We start from the raw sequence: 15,638 nt of genomic DNA, 5'->3' as shown, positions 1-15,638 counted from the left end.
CTGCAAGCCAAGCCATGACGAATGGGGCACAATTTTCCCCATGCATTTGTCCAGCCCTACTCCTTTTCCCCAGAATCGTCCGCGTCGTCTGCGCCGCGATGCTTTCACCCGCAATCTGGTGCGCGAGAGCGTGCTGACACCGCACGACTTCATCTACCCCGTGTTCGTGCATGAAGGCCAGAACAAGCGCGAGGCCGTGCCCTCCATGCCTGGCGTGGACCGCCTGAGCCTGGACCTGCTGCTGCCCGTGGCCGAGGAATGCGTGAAGCTGGAGATTCCCTACCTGGCGCTATTCCCCGCCATTGAATCCAGCCTCAAGACCCCCGATGGCAAGGAAGCCCTGAACCCCGACGGCCTGATCCCGCGCGTGGTGCGCGCGCTGAAAAAGGAATTTCCCCAGTTGGGCGTGATGACCGATGTAGCTCTGGACCCCTACACCAGCCACGGCCAGGACGGCATCCTCGACGAGAGCGGCTACATCATCAACGATGACACCGTGGAAGTACTCGTCGGCCAGGCCCTGGCCCATGCCGAAGCCGGTGTGGACATGGTGGCCCCCAGCGACATGATGGACGGCCGCATCGGCGCCATCCGCGAGGCCCTGGAGCTTCAGGGCCATATTCACACCCGCATCATGGCCTATAGCGCCAAGTACGCCAGCGCCTTCTACGGCCCCTTCCGCGACGCCGTGGGCACACGCGGCGCCCTGGGCAAGGCCGACAAGAATGTCTACCAGATGGACCCTGCCAACACCGACGAAGCCCTGCGCGAAGTGGCGCAGGACATCGCCGAAGGCGCAGACATGGTCATGGTCAAGCCCGGCATGCCGTATCTGGACGTGGTGCGCCGCGTCAAGGACGAGTTCAAGGTGCCGACCTTCGCCTATCAGGTGTCCGGTGAATACGCCATGCTCAAGGCCGCGGCCGCCAACGGCTGGCTCGATCATGACGCCGTGATGATGGAAGCCCTGCTGGCCTTCAAGCGCGCCGGCGCCGACGGCATCCTGACCTACTTTGCCATCGACGCCGCCAAGAAGCTGCGCGGCCTGTAACAAAATTGATAGCTACCAGCGCAGGTCATGCTTGCGCCTGAGAGCATTTCAGGCATGATCTGACGGCTCGGGCTGCTGGCCCGGGCCGTTTTTGCATCTGCTTTTGCACTGACATCGAGGCTGCCAATTCCCATGCGCGTGCTGCATATCTCTCCCCTCTATGCCCAGCCTGTTGACGGACTGCCAACGCAGGCCGCGACAACGGGGTTTTACTGGGTCTCCTGCACACGCTCGGAGCTGGAGACGCAACTGCCGGCCATTCAGACCATGCTGACCAGGCTGGGCGGCTCCGCCCTCGTTGATCTGCATGTCTCCGATCTGCTGAATCCGGCAATCCCTTCCAATTACGACTACACCTCGGTGTACGACGTGCTGGTGTTCCGCCGCCTGGCCAACGCCCATCTGCCGCCGCTCAACGGCAACCACACCCCAGCCTCGCCTGCCGTGACGGCAGGCACCGGCAGTGCTGCATCCAGTGCCCCGCCTCCATCGCACAACCCGGCCCACAGCGGCCAGCGAGAAACGCCGGTGCTGCAACGCGTGGAAACCCAGCCCGTGGGCTTTGCGCTGTATGACCAGATCCTGCTGTCCGTGCATCCCGATGGCTGCTTTGTGCTGGACAGCTTCTGGCAACGCCTGATTTCCGGCCCCGCCAAGACTGACAGCCGCCAGGTCAGCACCAAGATGCCTGTGGAGCCTGCCGACCTGATGCTTCGCATGGTCAATGGCATGGTGGACGGCTACCTGGACCTGCGTCGCACACTGACGCGCCAGATCGACCACTGGCAGATGGCGCTGCTCAAGCCCAACAAGCGCTTCAGCAACTGGGCCAGCGTGCTCGACGTGCGTCTGGCGCTGCACCAGCTGGATGAAATCTGCGAAGACCAGCGCGCGGCCGTGCAGGACTGGACCGAGGCACTGGAGGGCTGGCCGCCCGAGCACACACCCGCGCGCCAGCATGAGCGCGAGTTGCTGCGCGTGCGCTCGCGCGACGTGCTCGAACATATAGAGCGCGTGACCCACCACATTCACCGCATGGAACAAAGCGCCGAGACCGCCGTGCAGATGCACTTTTCGGCGCAGAGCAACCGCGCCAACGACATCATGCGCACGCTGACCACGGTGACGGCCATCTTTCTGCCGCTGAACCTGATTGCAGGCATCTTCGGCATGAACTTCGAGTTCATTCCCTTCGTGCACAAAAAGGACGGCTTCATCTGGGCCCTGGTGGCCATGGTGATCATCACCGTGGTGCTGGTGGCCTATTTCTGGCGGCGGCGCTATCTGGAAAGCGAAGAAAAAGAATGACCCCCTGAGGCGCTTCCGCGCCTTCCCCCAAGGGGGACGACATCCTCGCTGCGCGGCGGCGCTTGCTTGATGTCTCTGATGGGGGACCGCCCAGCGGCAACGGGCTTTAGATAAAAACAGCTGCTTGTGCTTATATATCAAGCACAAGCAGCTATGGTTTTTATATCAACCCAGATGCTGGGCAAAGAAGGCCAGCGTACGCTCACCGGCCAGCTTGGCTGCCGCTTCATTGTAGGAGCCGCGCTGGTCGCAGTTGAAGCCGTGATCGGCTTCGTAGATATGCACTTGCGCCTTGGGCTGGGCCGTCTTGAAGGCCTCGACGGACTCCAGCGAGATGTAATGGTCCTTGCTGCCGAAGTGGGCCAGCACCGGGCACAGCGCCTGACGGCTGGCTTCCAGCTCGCCCGTCATGCCGCCGCCGTAATAGCAGACTGCAGCCGAGACGCTGGCCAGATTGCAGGCCGAGCGCCAGGTCATGAGGCCGCCCCAGCAAAAGCCCACCACGCCGATCTTGCCGCCGGGCACCAGCGTCGCGGCATGGGCCACGGCCGCTTCCACATCGCGCAGCGCGCCAGGCTCGGGCAGGGCCTCCACCGCGGTCTTGAGCGCAAATCCGGCCTTCATGTCTTCTTCGCTGTAACCAAGCTCCACATCGGGCTTGACGCGGGCAAACATGGCGGGAGCCACCGCCACATAACCCTGGGCTGCGTAGCGGTCTGCCAAGGAGCGGATATGCGAGTTCACGCCGAAGATCTCCTGCAGCACCACGATGGCACCGCGTGCCTGGCCCTCGGGCATGGCCACATAGGCGGGGGTTTTTGCGCCATCTACGGCTGTCAGTTCAATAAAGCTGCCCATTGCGAAGCTCCTTAACTTGGTTCAAAGGGAAAATCCGCGACGCGGCCGCCAGCAATGCTGTAATGGCTGATGCCGCGTCGATGATTCGGCCATTTTTTCACAGGAGTGTTGATGCAAGCCATCCCAGCCCCACAAAAGGCCGACAGTCGCAAGAAGCCCCCCATGCCCGGAGGCGAGCTGTAATGGATATCAAGCCGCTGATCACCCTGGTCGCCATCATCAACCCGCTGGCCATCGTCCCGTTCTTCATCCACTACACGGCCGGCTTCGACGCCGAGCAGCGCTGGCAGACCATTCGCACCGCCGCCTTTGCCGCGTTTTGTGTGATTGCGGTCTGCGCCCTGTTGGGACTGCAGATTCTGCAGTTCTTCAATATCTCGCTGCAGAGCTTTCAGGTCGGCGGCGGTCTGCTGCTGCTGATCAGCGCGATGAACATGCTCAATGCCCGCCCCGCCGAAGACCGCCCCAACAATGCCACGCTGGCAGCCGGCGTCGAAAAGGCCGCCGAGGGCAACAGCATTGCCGTAGTGCCGCTGACCATTCCGCTGCTGACCGGGCCTGCCGCCATGTCCACCGTGGTGATCTATGCCGATCAGGCGCGTACCATCTGGCAGCATGTGGCGCTGGTCGGTTACGGCGTGGTGGTGGCTGCCGCCATCATGGTGTGCTTTTCATTGGCCCACCCGATCGCCCGCGTGCTGGGCAAGACCGGCATCAATGTGATGACCCGGCTCATGGGCCTGATTCTGGCCGCGCTGGCCATCGAGGTGATGGCAGGAGGCCTGATCAAGATCTTCCCCATCCTGGCCTCCCCGGCGATTTACCCTTGACCCCCTGAGCGGCTACGCCGCTTCCCCCAAGGGGGACCGGCGCTTGCTCGCTGTCTCTCGCCTTAGCGCGTGCCAGTTTCAGGCAGTTACTACTTCCTTTTTTTCAGCTTCACCGCAGGCTCCGCCACAGCCGGTGATAGGCTCGGCCGGCAAGGCCTCGGGTATCAGCACCGCACCGCTGACCGGATCGAAACCCGAGCGGCGCATGTGCAAGGCCAAAGCCGCGTCCATATTCTGCGCATGGTGGCTGAACCACGGGCCCAGCTCGGCCGCCATATGGCGGATCGTGGCCAGATCGCCCTGCTCGCCCTTGACCGCCCCCTCGCGCAGCACGGCCAGTACCACCTTGTGCTGCTGGCTGTGGCAGTTGCTCGTGGCAAAGCCCGTGGTCTGCATCCAGCGGTCTTCCTGATCGAAGTGCTGCTGGGTATGGGCAATCAACTCGTCCCAGAGCGCGCACAGCTGCTCATCGGCCGCCGCCTCCACCTGGGCCAGCAAGGTGACGAACTCTTCATGCACCGCGTCCATGACGGGAAAATCCAGGATGAGAGCGGCATTCCATTCGAGGCTGGCCATGGCAGTTCCTTGTGCGAGGTTGAGGAACTGCCAGCTTAAGAACAAGGCCTGTCCCGGCCATTGACCCACATCAGCAAAGCAGTTGCCCACCGGCAACCAGGACTTGCCCGGAATCAACAAAGCCCTGCATGGCAGGGCTTTGGGAGCGGAAATGCCTGGGACTGACCGGGCCTTAGCGCCCGTAACCCTGCAACCAGCGGCTGAGCTGGGCTGCCGCCTCATCCACTGCACGCGCCATGGCCTGGGCACCGCCGGCTGCGTCGGCCGAGGCAGCCGGAACCTCGACCGTGAACACCTTCTGGCCCAGCAACTGGTTGCCTGCACTCTCGCCGGCACCAATCAGGCTGGCGCTCAGGCGCAGCTGCGCACGGCTGTTGCTGGCGTTGTCAAAGACCTGGCTGAACTCGTCCACCGTCACGCGCAGCTGCGCAATCGAGCGCTTGTCGGCCAGCACCGCGCGGACATTGTCCTTACCCGAAAGAACGGGACGCTCCAGCCCCAAGCGCATACGCAGGCGCTGCTCCACCATCTGGGCGGGAGGCAGGCTCCAGCGTGCGTTCTGGTAGGCACGCAGTTGCTGGCTGTCGCTGTAGTTCAGACGGTAGAACATGGCCGTCAGGCCCTCGGGCAGCCCCGGCGCCTGGACTTCAGCCAGCACCAGCGGCACCGGCGCCACGGAGGGTGCGGCGGCATTCGCGGCCGGCACTGCCAGGTTGGCCATGCCCAGGTCATATCGCACCGGCTGCGTGGGAGCCGTGGGCAGGCCCGAGCAGGCCGCAAGCGCCAGCAACAAAGAAGATGCGCCCAGCAATCGCCATGCTCTGCGGCCTGTGAGTGAAAGCTTTGTGTCTGCCATATTGATTCCTTTAGGACCGACGCAAACGGGGATGGACAATGGATGTTGCTATCGAAGAAAACACCATGCCTGCTCCGGATTTGCGCAAGTCGTGTCCTTGTTGCGGGTTCACTTGGCCGGAGCCACGAAACCAGGCTCGCCGGGGCCTGGCAGGCCCAGTCCCTGGCCGTAGATGACGGATTGTGGGTTGTCATTGAAGCGGCCCGCGGCCGCGCCCATGGTGCGCGCGGCACGCGAGACATCGTCGGCCGCGCCGTTCATGCGCGGCAAGGTGCTGCGCCCCAGCGACTCGGCCGCCTGCGACAGGGCCTGTGTGCCCTCGGCAATCTGCTGCAGCGGGCCGTCCGGCGCATTCACCTTGCGCACGGTCTGCTGCAGATCGGTCGCCACGCCCGTGGCGGCATTGCCAGCCTTGGTAAGGGACTGCAGGGTCTGGTGCGCATCTGCCGTGATCTGTGGAAAGTCCTTGGCCGTCTTGTTCATGGTCTCGGCCAGATCCTTGATCCCGCCAGATGCAGCAGCGATATTGTCGAGCGCCACGCTCACCCGCTTCTGGTTGTCCTCACCCAGCATGGAATTGAGGCGGCGTGAAATTTCATCAACCCGCTCCAGCAGCACCGGCCCCTGGTCGGCCAGCATGTTCAGCGGCGAGGACTTCATGGGCAGGCGCGGCAGGCCGCTGGGCCCGGGCTTGAGCGGCTGCGAAGCCCGGCTGTCATCGTCGAGCTGGATATGGGCCAGCCCCGTCACCCCCTGATAGCCGAGCTGGGCATAGGTGGCCGGCGTGACCGGCGTGTCCTCGCCCACGGCAATGCGAATCAGCACATTGCCGGGAATCTGCGGGTCAAAACCGATGCGCACCACCTTGCCCACGGGCACGCCCTTGTAGCGCACCGTGGCCTGGGGCTGCAGGCCGCTGACACCGTCCTTGGTGGACATTTCATAGAGCTGGTATTCCCTGTTGTCGCGCGTCAGCCAGACGGCCAGCCCTGCCAGCAGGGTCGCCACCACCAGAACGAAGATGCCGGCAGCCATGGCATGGGACTTGTTTTCCATCAGCTTTCCTCTGCGGCCGCGCCGCCTTGCACCGGGGCCATGGCACGGCGGCCACGCTCTCCCTGGAAGAAATGTTCAATAAACGGGTGCTTGATCCGGGCAACATCGCGCGGAGCCCCTGTGAACAGCACTTTTTTCTCGGCCAGCACGGCCACTCGTGTGGACAGCGCAAACAGCGTATCCAGATCGTGGGTGACCATGATCACGGTCAGGCCCAGCTCGGCATGGATATCGCGCAGCAGCTCGCAGAACTCGTCCGAGCCCTTGGGGTCGAGCCCCGCTGTGGGTTCGTCGAGCAGCAGAAGCGGCGGATCCATCATCAGCGCACGTGCCAGAGCCACACGCTTGATCATGCCGCCTGACAGGTCTGCAGGCATGCGCGAGGCATGCTCCGGCTTGAGGCCGACCATCTGCAGCTTGACCATGGCCGCATCGCGCACCACGGCATCTGGCAGGGTGCCCTGTTCACGCAATGCAAATGCGATGTTGTCCAGAACGTTGAAGGCCGAATACAGCGCCCCCTGCTGGAACAGCATGCCCACCTGACTCGCCGCCAGTTCACCGCTGATGACCTCGCGCGAGGGCCGGCCATCCACGGTCACCGTGCCGCGCGAAGGCGAAAGCAGCCCCAGGATCTGGCGCAGCAGCACCGTCTTGCCGGTGCCGGAGCCGCCAACCAGGGCAAGGATCTCGCCCGGATAGACATCGAAATTCAAGTCCTGGTGCACGGCAAAGCGCGACTCGCCCTCGCCAAACTCGGTCCACAGGTCCACCGCCTGCACCAGCGGCTTCACATCCTGCGGCGGCGTGTAGTCACCCACGGCCCCCTCGATGCGGCGGTTCTGCATCACCTCTGTCATTTGCCTGTCCCCCGCTCCACGAGGCTGGCACGACCCAAGCCAGAGACGCCGAGCAAGGGCCGCCCCGCAGCGAAGGTGTCGTCCCCTTGGGGGGAAGCGGCGAAGCCGCGCAGGGGGTAGTTCATCCTAAAAGCCCACGTTTCTGAAGAGGATGGCAAAGATGGCATCCACGATGATGACCATGGTGATGGATGACACCACCGCCGCCGTGGTGCCGCGCCCCAGGCTCTGGGTATTGGGCTCTACCTTCAGGCCCCAATGGCAGCCAATCAGGGCAATCAGCACGCCAAACACCACGGACTTGCCCATGGCAAGCACCAGATTGCCGACCTTTACGGCCGCAGGCAGGCTTTGAATGAAGTAAGACGGCGTGATGTCCATGGTCAGGTCGGCCGCGACCATGCCGCCGGCCAATGCCGCAAGAATGGTCCACAACGCCACCAGCGGCATGGAAACGGCCAGCGCCAGCGCACGCGGAAGCACCAGTCGGTAGCCCTGAGAGATGCCCATGACCTGCATGGCGTCAAGCTCTTCGGTCACGCGCATCACGCCGATCTGCGCCGTGATGGCCGAGCCGCTACGTCCTGCCACCAGAATCGCCGCCAGCAGCGGCCCGAGTTCTCGGATCAGCGAAATGCCAAGAATGTTGACGATAAAGGATTCGGCCCCGAACTGGCGCAGCTGCAGCGCCATCAGATAGGCCAGCACCACGCCAATCAGAAAGCCGACCAGCGCCGTGATCGGCAAGGCTGTCGCCCCTGTCGCATAGAGGTGGCCTGAAATATCGCGCCAGGGACCACGAAACGGATTGCGCAGCAGGCGCAGGCAGTCCAGCAGCAACTGACCGACGAGCTGGATCAAGTTGGAAAAGTGCCCGCAGGCATCGATCACCATCTGACCCAGTCGATTGATCTCGCACATCCATCCCGAGGGTTCGGGCTTGGACTCGGGCACTTCGCTGAACCTGGCCACACGCTCCAGCATGGAGCGCTGGGTCTTGGTCGTCAGCAAGTGGACCGGCCAGGCCTTGCCCCATTGCTCCCACAGCAACTGGGCACCGATATGGTCGAACCAGACCATCTGCTGCAAATCCCAGGCGACGCCCTTGGGCACCGCCCTGATCTGCGGCCCCAGCTGACGCCAGATATGGCGGTCGCCCAACTCGGCTGCACTCCAGCGGCCCACAGGCACGGCCCATTGCTGCCCCTCACGGGACTGCAGCGGACATTGAGGTAGTTGGTCTGAGCTGGACAAAGAAAAGCTTCCTAGAACTTGAGGGAGGCTGGCTAGCCAGAGGAGCCAGCATAACGTGCCGAGCAAGATTCAAGCCGTTTTATGCCAATGCAGCGCATGGCCAGCAGCAGCATGATAACGCTGCAATTTTTATCAAAAAACCGTGAAAGTCAAAACCAGCACTGCGTTGACAGCTTCCAAAACAGGAGTATGCGAGCGCTTTCCCTATCGACACCCGCAAGCTCATCACACCTAATGAACCAGCCTTTTTGCCCATGACTGCCTGATGCTCTGGCCTCTGCGCCTAGCTGTACCAGCCTTTTGATCTGCCCATGAGTGATACCCAGTTCGACTACATCGTCATCGGCGGCGGCACAGCAGGTTCGCTGCTGTGCAACCGTCTCACCCGCAACAAGAATCACCGGATTCTGCTGATCGAAGCCGGCGGCAAGGATGACTACCACTGGATCCACATCCCCGTCGGCTATCTCTATTGCATAGGCAACCCGCGCACCGACTGGCTCTACCAGACCGAGCCCGACCCCGGCCTCAACGGCCGCAGCCTGCGCTATCCGCGCGGCAAGACACTGGGCGGCTGCTCCAGCATCAACGGCATGATCTATATGCGCGGCCAGTCCCGCGACTACGAGCAATGGGCCGAGCTCACCGGCGACGACACCTGGCGCTGGGAGCAGGTCCTGCCGGCCTTCAAACAGCATGAAGACCATTGGCGTCTCGACGCCGGAGGCAGCGCCAGCGAAGAATTCATGCGCCTGCACGGCAGCAAGAGCACCGGTGGCAGCGGCGAGTGGCGCGTGGAGAAGCAGCGTTTGCGCTGGGACATACTCGACGCCTTTGCCCAGGCCGCGCAGCAGGCCGGCATTCCGGCCACCGACGACTTCAACCGCGGCTGCAACGAGGGCGTGGGCTACTTTGAAGTCAATCAGAAGTCGGGGCTGCGCTGGAACACAGCCAAGGCATTTCTGCGCCCCACCTGCTACGGCCGCCCCAACTTCGAGATGTGGACCCGCGCCCAGGTGCGCCGGCTGATTCTGGAAGATCTGCCGGACGGCAGCCAGCGCTGCACCGGTGCCGAAGTCTGGACCGGAGAGGAGATGGTGACTGTGCAGGCCGGGCGCGAAATACTGCTCTGCGCGGGTGCGGTCAACTCGCCACATATCCTGCAGCTGTCGGGCATAGGCCCCGGCGAATTGCTGCAGCGCCATGGGATGGCTGTGCGCCGCGATCTGCCCGGCGTGGGCGCCAACCTGCAGGACCATCTGCAAATCCGCTCGGTCTACAAGGTGCAGAACGCCAGGACGCTCAACACCATGGCAGGCAGTCTCTGGGGCAAGGCGGCCATCGCCCTGGAGTACGCGCTCAAGCGCAGCGGCCCCATGAGCATGGCGCCTTCGCAACTCGGCGCCTTTACACGCAGCAATCCGGCGTTGGCCCACCCCAATCTGGAATATCACGTGCAACCGCTGTCGCTGGATGCCTTTGGCGAGCCGCTGCACGACTTTGCCGCCTTCACCGCCAGCGTCTGCAACCTCAACCCCAGCAGCCGTGGCACGGTGCAGCTGCAAAGCGCGGATTTCCGCCAGGCTCCGGCCATCGCCCCCCATTACCTCTCCACGCCAGAAGACCGGCAGGTGGCGGCAGACAGCCTGCGCGTCACGCGGCGCATCGTCAGCCAGCCGGCGCTTGCGCGCTTCCAACCCGAAGAGTTCAAGCCCGGTGCTCAATACCAGAGCGATGAGGACCTGGCTCGTCTGGCCGGCGATATCGCCACCACCATTTTCCACCCCGTGGGCACGACCAAGATGGGACGCGCCGACGACCCGATGGCAGTCCTGGACAGCCGTTTCAAGGTGCGAGGCGTGCAGGGTCTGCGCGTGGTCGATGCCGGCGCCATGCCCACCATCACCAGCGGCAATACCAACAGCCCGACGCTGATGATGGCTGAGAAGGCGGCGCAGTGGATTCGTGACGCGGCCTGAAAAACGGCCTCTCAAAAAACCGAGCGATTCACTGCGACAAGCCCGTCAGCCCCCTGAAATTCGCTCTGGAGCGCAAAGTCTGTACTAGCGGAAGAATCCGGTGCGGCGTCATGCCGCACGAATCAAAGTCCTCAGAGATCTTTTGCTTATAAGCATATGACGCTATTGTTTTTGAAATATCTCAAAACTCATAAGGATGTCACGAAACTTTCGGATTCATTTGTCAGACGTTTTTGATATAACCCAAGGGAATTCCCCAATGCACCACACAGGTGCAGCCCTTACATTCTCGTCACTCTCGCTGCTCCACGAAGCAGCATGGAGGGCCGAGGAGACAACTCGACACAACCAGACCAATACATATAAAAGCATCAAAGATGCGTTCAAAAGCGCCCCTCAGTGGGCGCTTTTTTTATGCCTGCGCACAAGCTTGAGGCGGCGGTGCGACAATGCCGGCGCCATTTGCGGGCATGCACGCCCGCTCTCCCCTGGCTTCTTCATCCCGCCTCCGGCAGCGCCGCCCCAGCAGCAACGGGCGCTGCTCACGGCATGCACCAATTGCAGGCATTTGCTCCATGGAATGGATTCTTGTTTCCCTCGCCTCGGCCCTGGCCGGGTTTGTTGACGCCATCGTGGGAGGCGGCGGACTGATTCTGGTGCCGGCCATGTTTGCAGCCTTCCCCACCACCACGCCCGCCACGCTGTTTGGCACCAACAAGAGTGCCGCCGTCTGGGGCACGGCCATTTCCGCCTGGCAGTACAGCAAGCGTGTGCATATCACCTGGGCCACGCTGGTACCTGCCATCGGCACGACGCTGGTGGGAGCTTTTCTCGGAGCCTGGGCCGTCACATTGATTTCGCCCGATTTTCTGCGCAAGCTGCTGCCCTTCATCCTGCTTGGCGTGCTGGGCTACACCCTGGCCAAAAAAGAGCTGGGCCGCGACCACGAGCCGCGCCTGGCGGGCCGCACCGAGATGCTGACCGCCAGCGCCATCGGCCTGCTGATCGGTTTCTACGACGGCTTCTTCGGCCCGGGCACAGGCAGCTTCTTCGTGTTCCTGTTCGTGCGCCTGCTGGGCTATGACTTCCTCAACGCCTCGGCCAGCGCCAAGCTGCTGAACCTGGCCTCCAATGCCGCGGCACTGCTGCTGTTCACTCTCAAGGGCCATGTCTGGTGGCACTTTGCCATCCCGCTGGCCGTGGCCAATGTGCTGGGCAGCATGCTGGGCACCTGGATGGCCTTGCGCCACGGCACGGGCTTTGTGCGCACGATTTTCATCGGCGTGGTCAGCTTGCTGATTCTGAAGACAGGTTATGACGCTTTTCTGCGTTAAACCTTTACACAGCAAGCGTTAACAGCTATCAATTTATCAGGGTGCTGTTTCGTCGTCGGACAGCACCGAGATATCTTCCACACGGCGCGGCGTGCCTATCGGTGCGCCTGCCTTGCCCTGGCGCACGGCAGCGATATCCGCCTCGCTGGGATAGTTGCCGACCAGCCAGTAGTCCAGTATGCGGCGTGCAATAGGTGCGGCAGCCGCTGCACCGAAGCCGGCGTTTTCCACAATCACGGCCACGGCAATCCTGGGCGCTTCGGCCGGGCCATAGGCGATATAGAGCGAGTGGTCGCGCTGGTACTCGGCCAGACGCGCAGCGTTGTACTTTTCCTTCTGGCCCACGCTCACGGCCTGGGCCGTGCCGGTCTTGCCGCCCGACAGATAGCTGGCACTGCCGAAGACGCCGCGCCCCGTGCCGCCGGTCACCACCCCCACCATGCCGCGCTTGACGGCATCGACATTGCTCTGCTTGAAGCCCAGATTGACGGGCGCCGGCTGGACAATGGCCGTGCGCGTTCCGGTGACGGAGTCGATCAGCTCCTTGCCCACATGGGGCGTGAAGCTCATGCCGTTGTTGACCAGCGTGGCCAGCGCATGCGAGAGCTGGAGGATGGTGAAGTTGTTGTAGCCCTGGCCGATACCCAGAGAAATCGTCTCGCCCGCAAACCATTGCTGCTGCGCGGCGCGCTTGTAGGTCTTGCGCTTCCACTCCTTGCTGGGGAGCACTCCGCGCACCTCGCCGGGCAGGTCGATGCCGGTGATCTGGCCAAAGCCCAGCGGCTTCATGAAGTCGTGGATCGCATCCACGCCCATCTCGTTGGCCAGGGTGTAGAAATAGACGTTGCTGGAATGCTGGATGGCGCGTGCCAGGTCCACCGGCCCCAGCGCATGGCCGGAGCGGAAGGTGTGGCCGCCGAAAGTCCAGGAGCCGCCGTCCTGGATCACCGTGCCCGGCGTGCGCTTGCCGGTCTCTATGCCCGCCAGGCCCATAAAGGGCTTGTAGGTCGAGCCCACGGGGTAGGTGCCGCGCATGGAGCGGTTGAGCAAAGGGCGGTCCAGGGATTCGTTGAGTGCCTTCCAGCTCTCCTGGTCGATGCCGTCGACAAACAGATTCGGGTCGTAGGTCGGCTTGCTGACCATGGCCAGCACCTCGCCGTTGCGCGGGTCCATGGCGATGGCCACGCCACGGCGGTTGCCGTAGAGGTCTTCCACCATCTTCTGCAGCTTGATGTCCACCGACAGCTGCAGGCTGTGTCCCGGTGTGGCGGGGCGACTGCCCAGGCGGCGCACGGCATGGCCGCCAGCCGAGGTTTCCATTTCCTCCCAGCCGGTCTGACCGTGCAGCTGCAGCTCATAGCTCTTTTCGGCACCCAGCTTGCCCATGACCTCGGTGCCGCGGTAGTTGGCCGCATCGTCGGACTCGTCGATCTCTTCTTTTTCCCTTTGATTGATACGACCGATGTATCCGATCAGATGGCTGCCGGTTTCCTTGAGCGGGTAGGTGCGGAACAGACGGGCCTTGATGTCCACGCCCGGAAAGCGATAACGCTGAGCCGCGAACTTGGCGACTTCCTCATCCGTCAGGCGCGAGCGGATCGGAATCGACTCAAAGCTCTTGGAGTCATCCATGAGTCGCTTGAACTTGCGGCGGTCGCGCGGAGTGATCTCGATGACCTCGGACAGCCCCTCGATGGTCTCGTCCAGATCCTCGACCTTGGAGCGAGTGATCTCCAGCGTATAGGCCGAGTAATTGGTCGCCAGCACCACGCCGTTGCGGTCCAGAATCTGGCCCCGATTGGGCACGATGGGCACCACCGCCGTGCGATTGCTCTCGGCCCGCTCGGCAAACTCCTCATGTCGCTCCACCTGCAGCACCAGCAGACGCCAGACCAGCAGACAGAACGCAAGAAACACCACGCAGCCCATGACGACTGCACGCATCCGGAAGCGCTGCAGCTCGACTTCGGTGTTACGGATCTCCATCATGCGCAGGCTCCCCGCACGTCAAGCCAGTGACTGCAAGCAAGGGCCGCCCCGCAGCGAGGCAGTCGTTCCCCCTCGCGAAGCGAGAGGGGGAAAGGCGCGCAGCGACTCAAGGGGGCTTTCATCTACAGAGGACGGTTTTCATCGCTGTCCGGCGCACGGCGCTGCGGCGCCAGCAGCAAAGCGCTGACCACAGGCCACAGCAAGGTCTCGATCACTGGAGCTATCAAAAACTCCAGTCCGGGGAAGATCCCCCCCGTAGCGACACGCAGCAGTACCTGAATGCCGTGTGCCGCAGCAAACACCGGCAGCAGGTGCAGGGCCTGCACGGGGCTCGAGAACCAGAGCAGGCGGCGACTCATCCAGCCCGTCACGAAGACCAGCAAGGTATAGGCCAGTGCATGCTGGCCCAGCAGTGAGGCTCGGTCCACATCCATGACCAGCCCCAATGCGAAGGCAATGCCCAGGCCCACGCGCTGCGGCTGGTTCAAGCTCCAGAAGGCCAGCAGCAACATGAGCAGGTCCGGCAGCCAGACGATGCGGCCCAGCGGAAGCATGTTGACGGCCAGGCCTATCACCAGGGTGACGACGATGAACAGAGGATTGACCGGCAGCAAGAGCTGCTGGCCGCGCGGCATGATCATGCGGGATCCTTTGCAGGCTTGGCGGCCTTGGTCCCCGCCTTCTCGGCGGCGGCCTTCTCCTTTTCGGCAGCGGCTGCTTCCTTCCTGCCACGTGCCTTGGCAGCGCGGTCGGCCTTATCGACATCGGCCTGGGCCTGCATATTGGCAGCCTCGGGATGCTCGGTCCGGCCCTGGGGCTTGAGCACCATCACATGGCGCACGCCCTGCACGCGGCCCACGGGCTCGCAGTAGATGCGGGTGAAGGCAGAATCGGCACGGCGGTCCACCGTCACCACCTTGGCCACGGGCAGACCCAAGGGATAAAGCCCGTCAATACCGCTGGTAGTCAGCAAATCGCCCACCTGTACATCGGCATTGCTGGGCATGAAGCGCAGCTCCAGCCCTCCAGCGCGCGTCGAAGACGCATCGCCATAGGCAACGCTGCGCGCACCGGTGCGCGGGTTGAAAACGGGAATGGCCTGATCGCGATCGATCAGCAGCGTGACCTCGGCACGCGTCGGATAGACGCGCGTGACCTGGCCTATCACGCCTTTTTCATCGAGCACGGGCGAGCCCGGCGCAATATTGTCCGCCTGCCCCTTGTCGATCACCACGCGGCGCGTATAGGGGTCAGGACTGTCATAGACCACCTCGGCCACCTGGCCCGGCGTCAACGAGCGCTCACGCAACTCCAGCATGGAGCGCAGATGCTCGTTCTCCTTGATCAGCTCATCGGCCAGTTCGGCCCGCTGAGCCATGACTACCAGTTCCTGGCGCGCGGCATCCTCGCGGGCCACTGCCTGCTGCTGTACCTCGGCATAGCGGCTGGCGTTCTGGTAGGCCAGCACGGGCTGGGCCACCAGCCATTGCACGGGTGACAGCGCCACCGACAAGGCGGAGCGCACTGGCGTAGTGATCTTGAAACGCGCATCGGCCACCATCAAAAACAGCGCCAAGGCGCTGTAGAGGGCTAGCTGGGAAGTGCGCGATGCCTGTTGCTTGAACAGTGATGGGGCGCGGTGGTCCAGGGTGTCCAGGCTCATGTGCGCTCCCTGGGCATAGCCGCA

The 15,638-nt window shown here is 63.1% G+C and carries 14 protein-coding genes; 5 read left to right on the top strand and 9 right to left on the bottom strand.

Annotated elements, in window-relative coordinates:
- Positions 1-40: 40 nt before the first annotated feature.
- Together hemB and F0P97_RS01625 are read left to right on the top strand one after the other, a co-directional pair.
- Entirely contained in the window at positions 41-1,051 is a 1,011-nt protein-coding gene (gene hemB, locus F0P97_RS01630) for a porphobilinogen synthase (RefSeq protein ID WP_003059450.1), read from the top strand.
- 132 nt (positions 1,052-1,183) lie between these two features.
- Positions 1,184-2,359: a magnesium transporter CorA family protein gene (locus F0P97_RS01625; protein WP_182285379.1), complete on the top strand. Its 1,176-nt coding sequence runs from the start codon at positions 1,184-1,186 to the stop codon at positions 2,357-2,359.
- A gap of 165 nt (positions 2,360-2,524) precedes the next feature.
- Here F0P97_RS01625 and F0P97_RS01620 read toward each other — a convergent pair whose 3' ends face one another.
- Entirely contained in the window at positions 2,525-3,217 is a 693-nt protein-coding gene (locus F0P97_RS01620) for a dienelactone hydrolase family protein (protein ID WP_182285378.1), read from the bottom strand.
- 182 nt (positions 3,218-3,399) lie between these two features.
- Here F0P97_RS01620 and F0P97_RS01615 point away from each other — a divergent pair, with 182 nt between their 5' ends.
- Positions 3,400-4,047: a MarC family protein gene (locus F0P97_RS01615; protein ID WP_003059455.1), complete on the top strand. Its 648-nt coding sequence runs from the start codon at positions 3,400-3,402 to the stop codon at positions 4,045-4,047.
- Positions 4,048-4,125: 78 nt separating this feature from the next.
- Here the strand turns inward: F0P97_RS01615 and F0P97_RS01610 are convergent, their stop codons facing one another.
- The 5 genes from F0P97_RS01610 to F0P97_RS01590 all read right to left on the bottom strand — a co-directional run bounded on the left by F0P97_RS01610 (position 4,126) and on the right by F0P97_RS01590 (position 8,649).
- On the bottom strand, positions 4,126-4,623 hold the full coding sequence (locus tag F0P97_RS01610) for a hemerythrin domain-containing protein (RefSeq protein ID WP_182285377.1): 498 nt from the start codon (positions 4,621-4,623) through the stop codon (positions 4,126-4,128).
- A 172-nt stretch (positions 4,624-4,795) separates the two neighbouring features.
- Positions 4,796-5,479 carry an ABC-type transport auxiliary lipoprotein family protein gene (locus F0P97_RS01605; RefSeq protein WP_182285376.1) on the bottom strand — a complete coding sequence of 228 codons (684 nt, stop codon included), beginning with the start codon at positions 5,477-5,479 and terminating at the stop codon, positions 4,796-4,798.
- A 108-nt stretch (positions 5,480-5,587) separates the two neighbouring features.
- Positions 5,588-6,535 carry an MlaD family protein gene (locus F0P97_RS01600; RefSeq protein WP_182285375.1) on the bottom strand — a complete coding sequence of 316 codons (948 nt, stop codon included), beginning with the start codon at positions 6,533-6,535 and terminating at the stop codon, positions 5,588-5,590.
- Positions 6,535-7,395, bottom strand: a complete 861-nt coding sequence (locus F0P97_RS01595) for an ABC transporter ATP-binding protein (protein WP_182285374.1) — start codon at positions 7,393-7,395, stop codon at positions 6,535-6,537. Before F0P97_RS01595 ends, F0P97_RS01600 begins: the two co-directional genes overlap by 1 nt.
- 126 nt (positions 7,396-7,521) lie before the next feature.
- Entirely contained in the window at positions 7,522-8,649 is a 1,128-nt protein-coding gene (locus F0P97_RS01590; protein ID WP_182285373.1) for an MlaE family ABC transporter permease, read from the bottom strand.
- A gap of 311 nt (positions 8,650-8,960) precedes the next feature.
- On the opposite strand from F0P97_RS01590, the gene F0P97_RS01585 reads away from it, so the two are divergent.
- Complete coding sequence (locus F0P97_RS01585) at positions 8,961-10,628, top strand: GMC family oxidoreductase (RefSeq protein ID WP_182285372.1); 1,668 nt, start codon at positions 8,961-8,963, stop codon at positions 10,626-10,628.
- Positions 10,629-11,203: 575 nt separating this feature from the next.
- Complete coding sequence (locus F0P97_RS01580) at positions 11,204-11,962, top strand: sulfite exporter TauE/SafE family protein (RefSeq protein WP_003070412.1); 759 nt, start codon at positions 11,204-11,206, stop codon at positions 11,960-11,962.
- Between the two features lie 36 nt (positions 11,963-11,998).
- Here the strand turns inward: F0P97_RS01580 and mrdA are convergent, their stop codons facing one another.
- From mrdA to mreC, 3 genes are all read right to left on the bottom strand, one after another.
- On the bottom strand, positions 11,999-13,951 hold the full coding sequence (mrdA, locus tag F0P97_RS01575; RefSeq protein WP_182285371.1) for a penicillin-binding protein 2: 1,953 nt from the start codon (positions 13,949-13,951) through the stop codon (positions 11,999-12,001).
- Positions 13,952-14,073: 122 nt separating this feature from the next.
- Positions 14,074-14,592: a rod shape-determining protein MreD gene (gene mreD, locus F0P97_RS01570; RefSeq protein ID WP_182285370.1), complete on the bottom strand. Its 519-nt coding sequence runs from the start codon at positions 14,590-14,592 to the stop codon at positions 14,074-14,076.
- A complete protein-coding gene (gene mreC / locus F0P97_RS01565) occupies positions 14,589-15,614 on the bottom strand; it encodes a rod shape-determining protein MreC (RefSeq protein WP_182285369.1) in 1,026 nt (341 codons plus the stop codon). Before mreC ends, mreD begins: the two co-directional genes overlap by 4 nt.
- Positions 15,615-15,638: the final 24 nt, after the last annotated feature.

The organism is Comamonas testosteroni, from assembly GCF_014076415.1.
Taxonomy (GTDB): Bacteria; Pseudomonadota; Gammaproteobacteria; order Burkholderiales; family Burkholderiaceae_C; genus Comamonas; species Comamonas testosteroni_F.
This window is presented reverse-complemented; position numbering and strand designations above follow the sequence as displayed.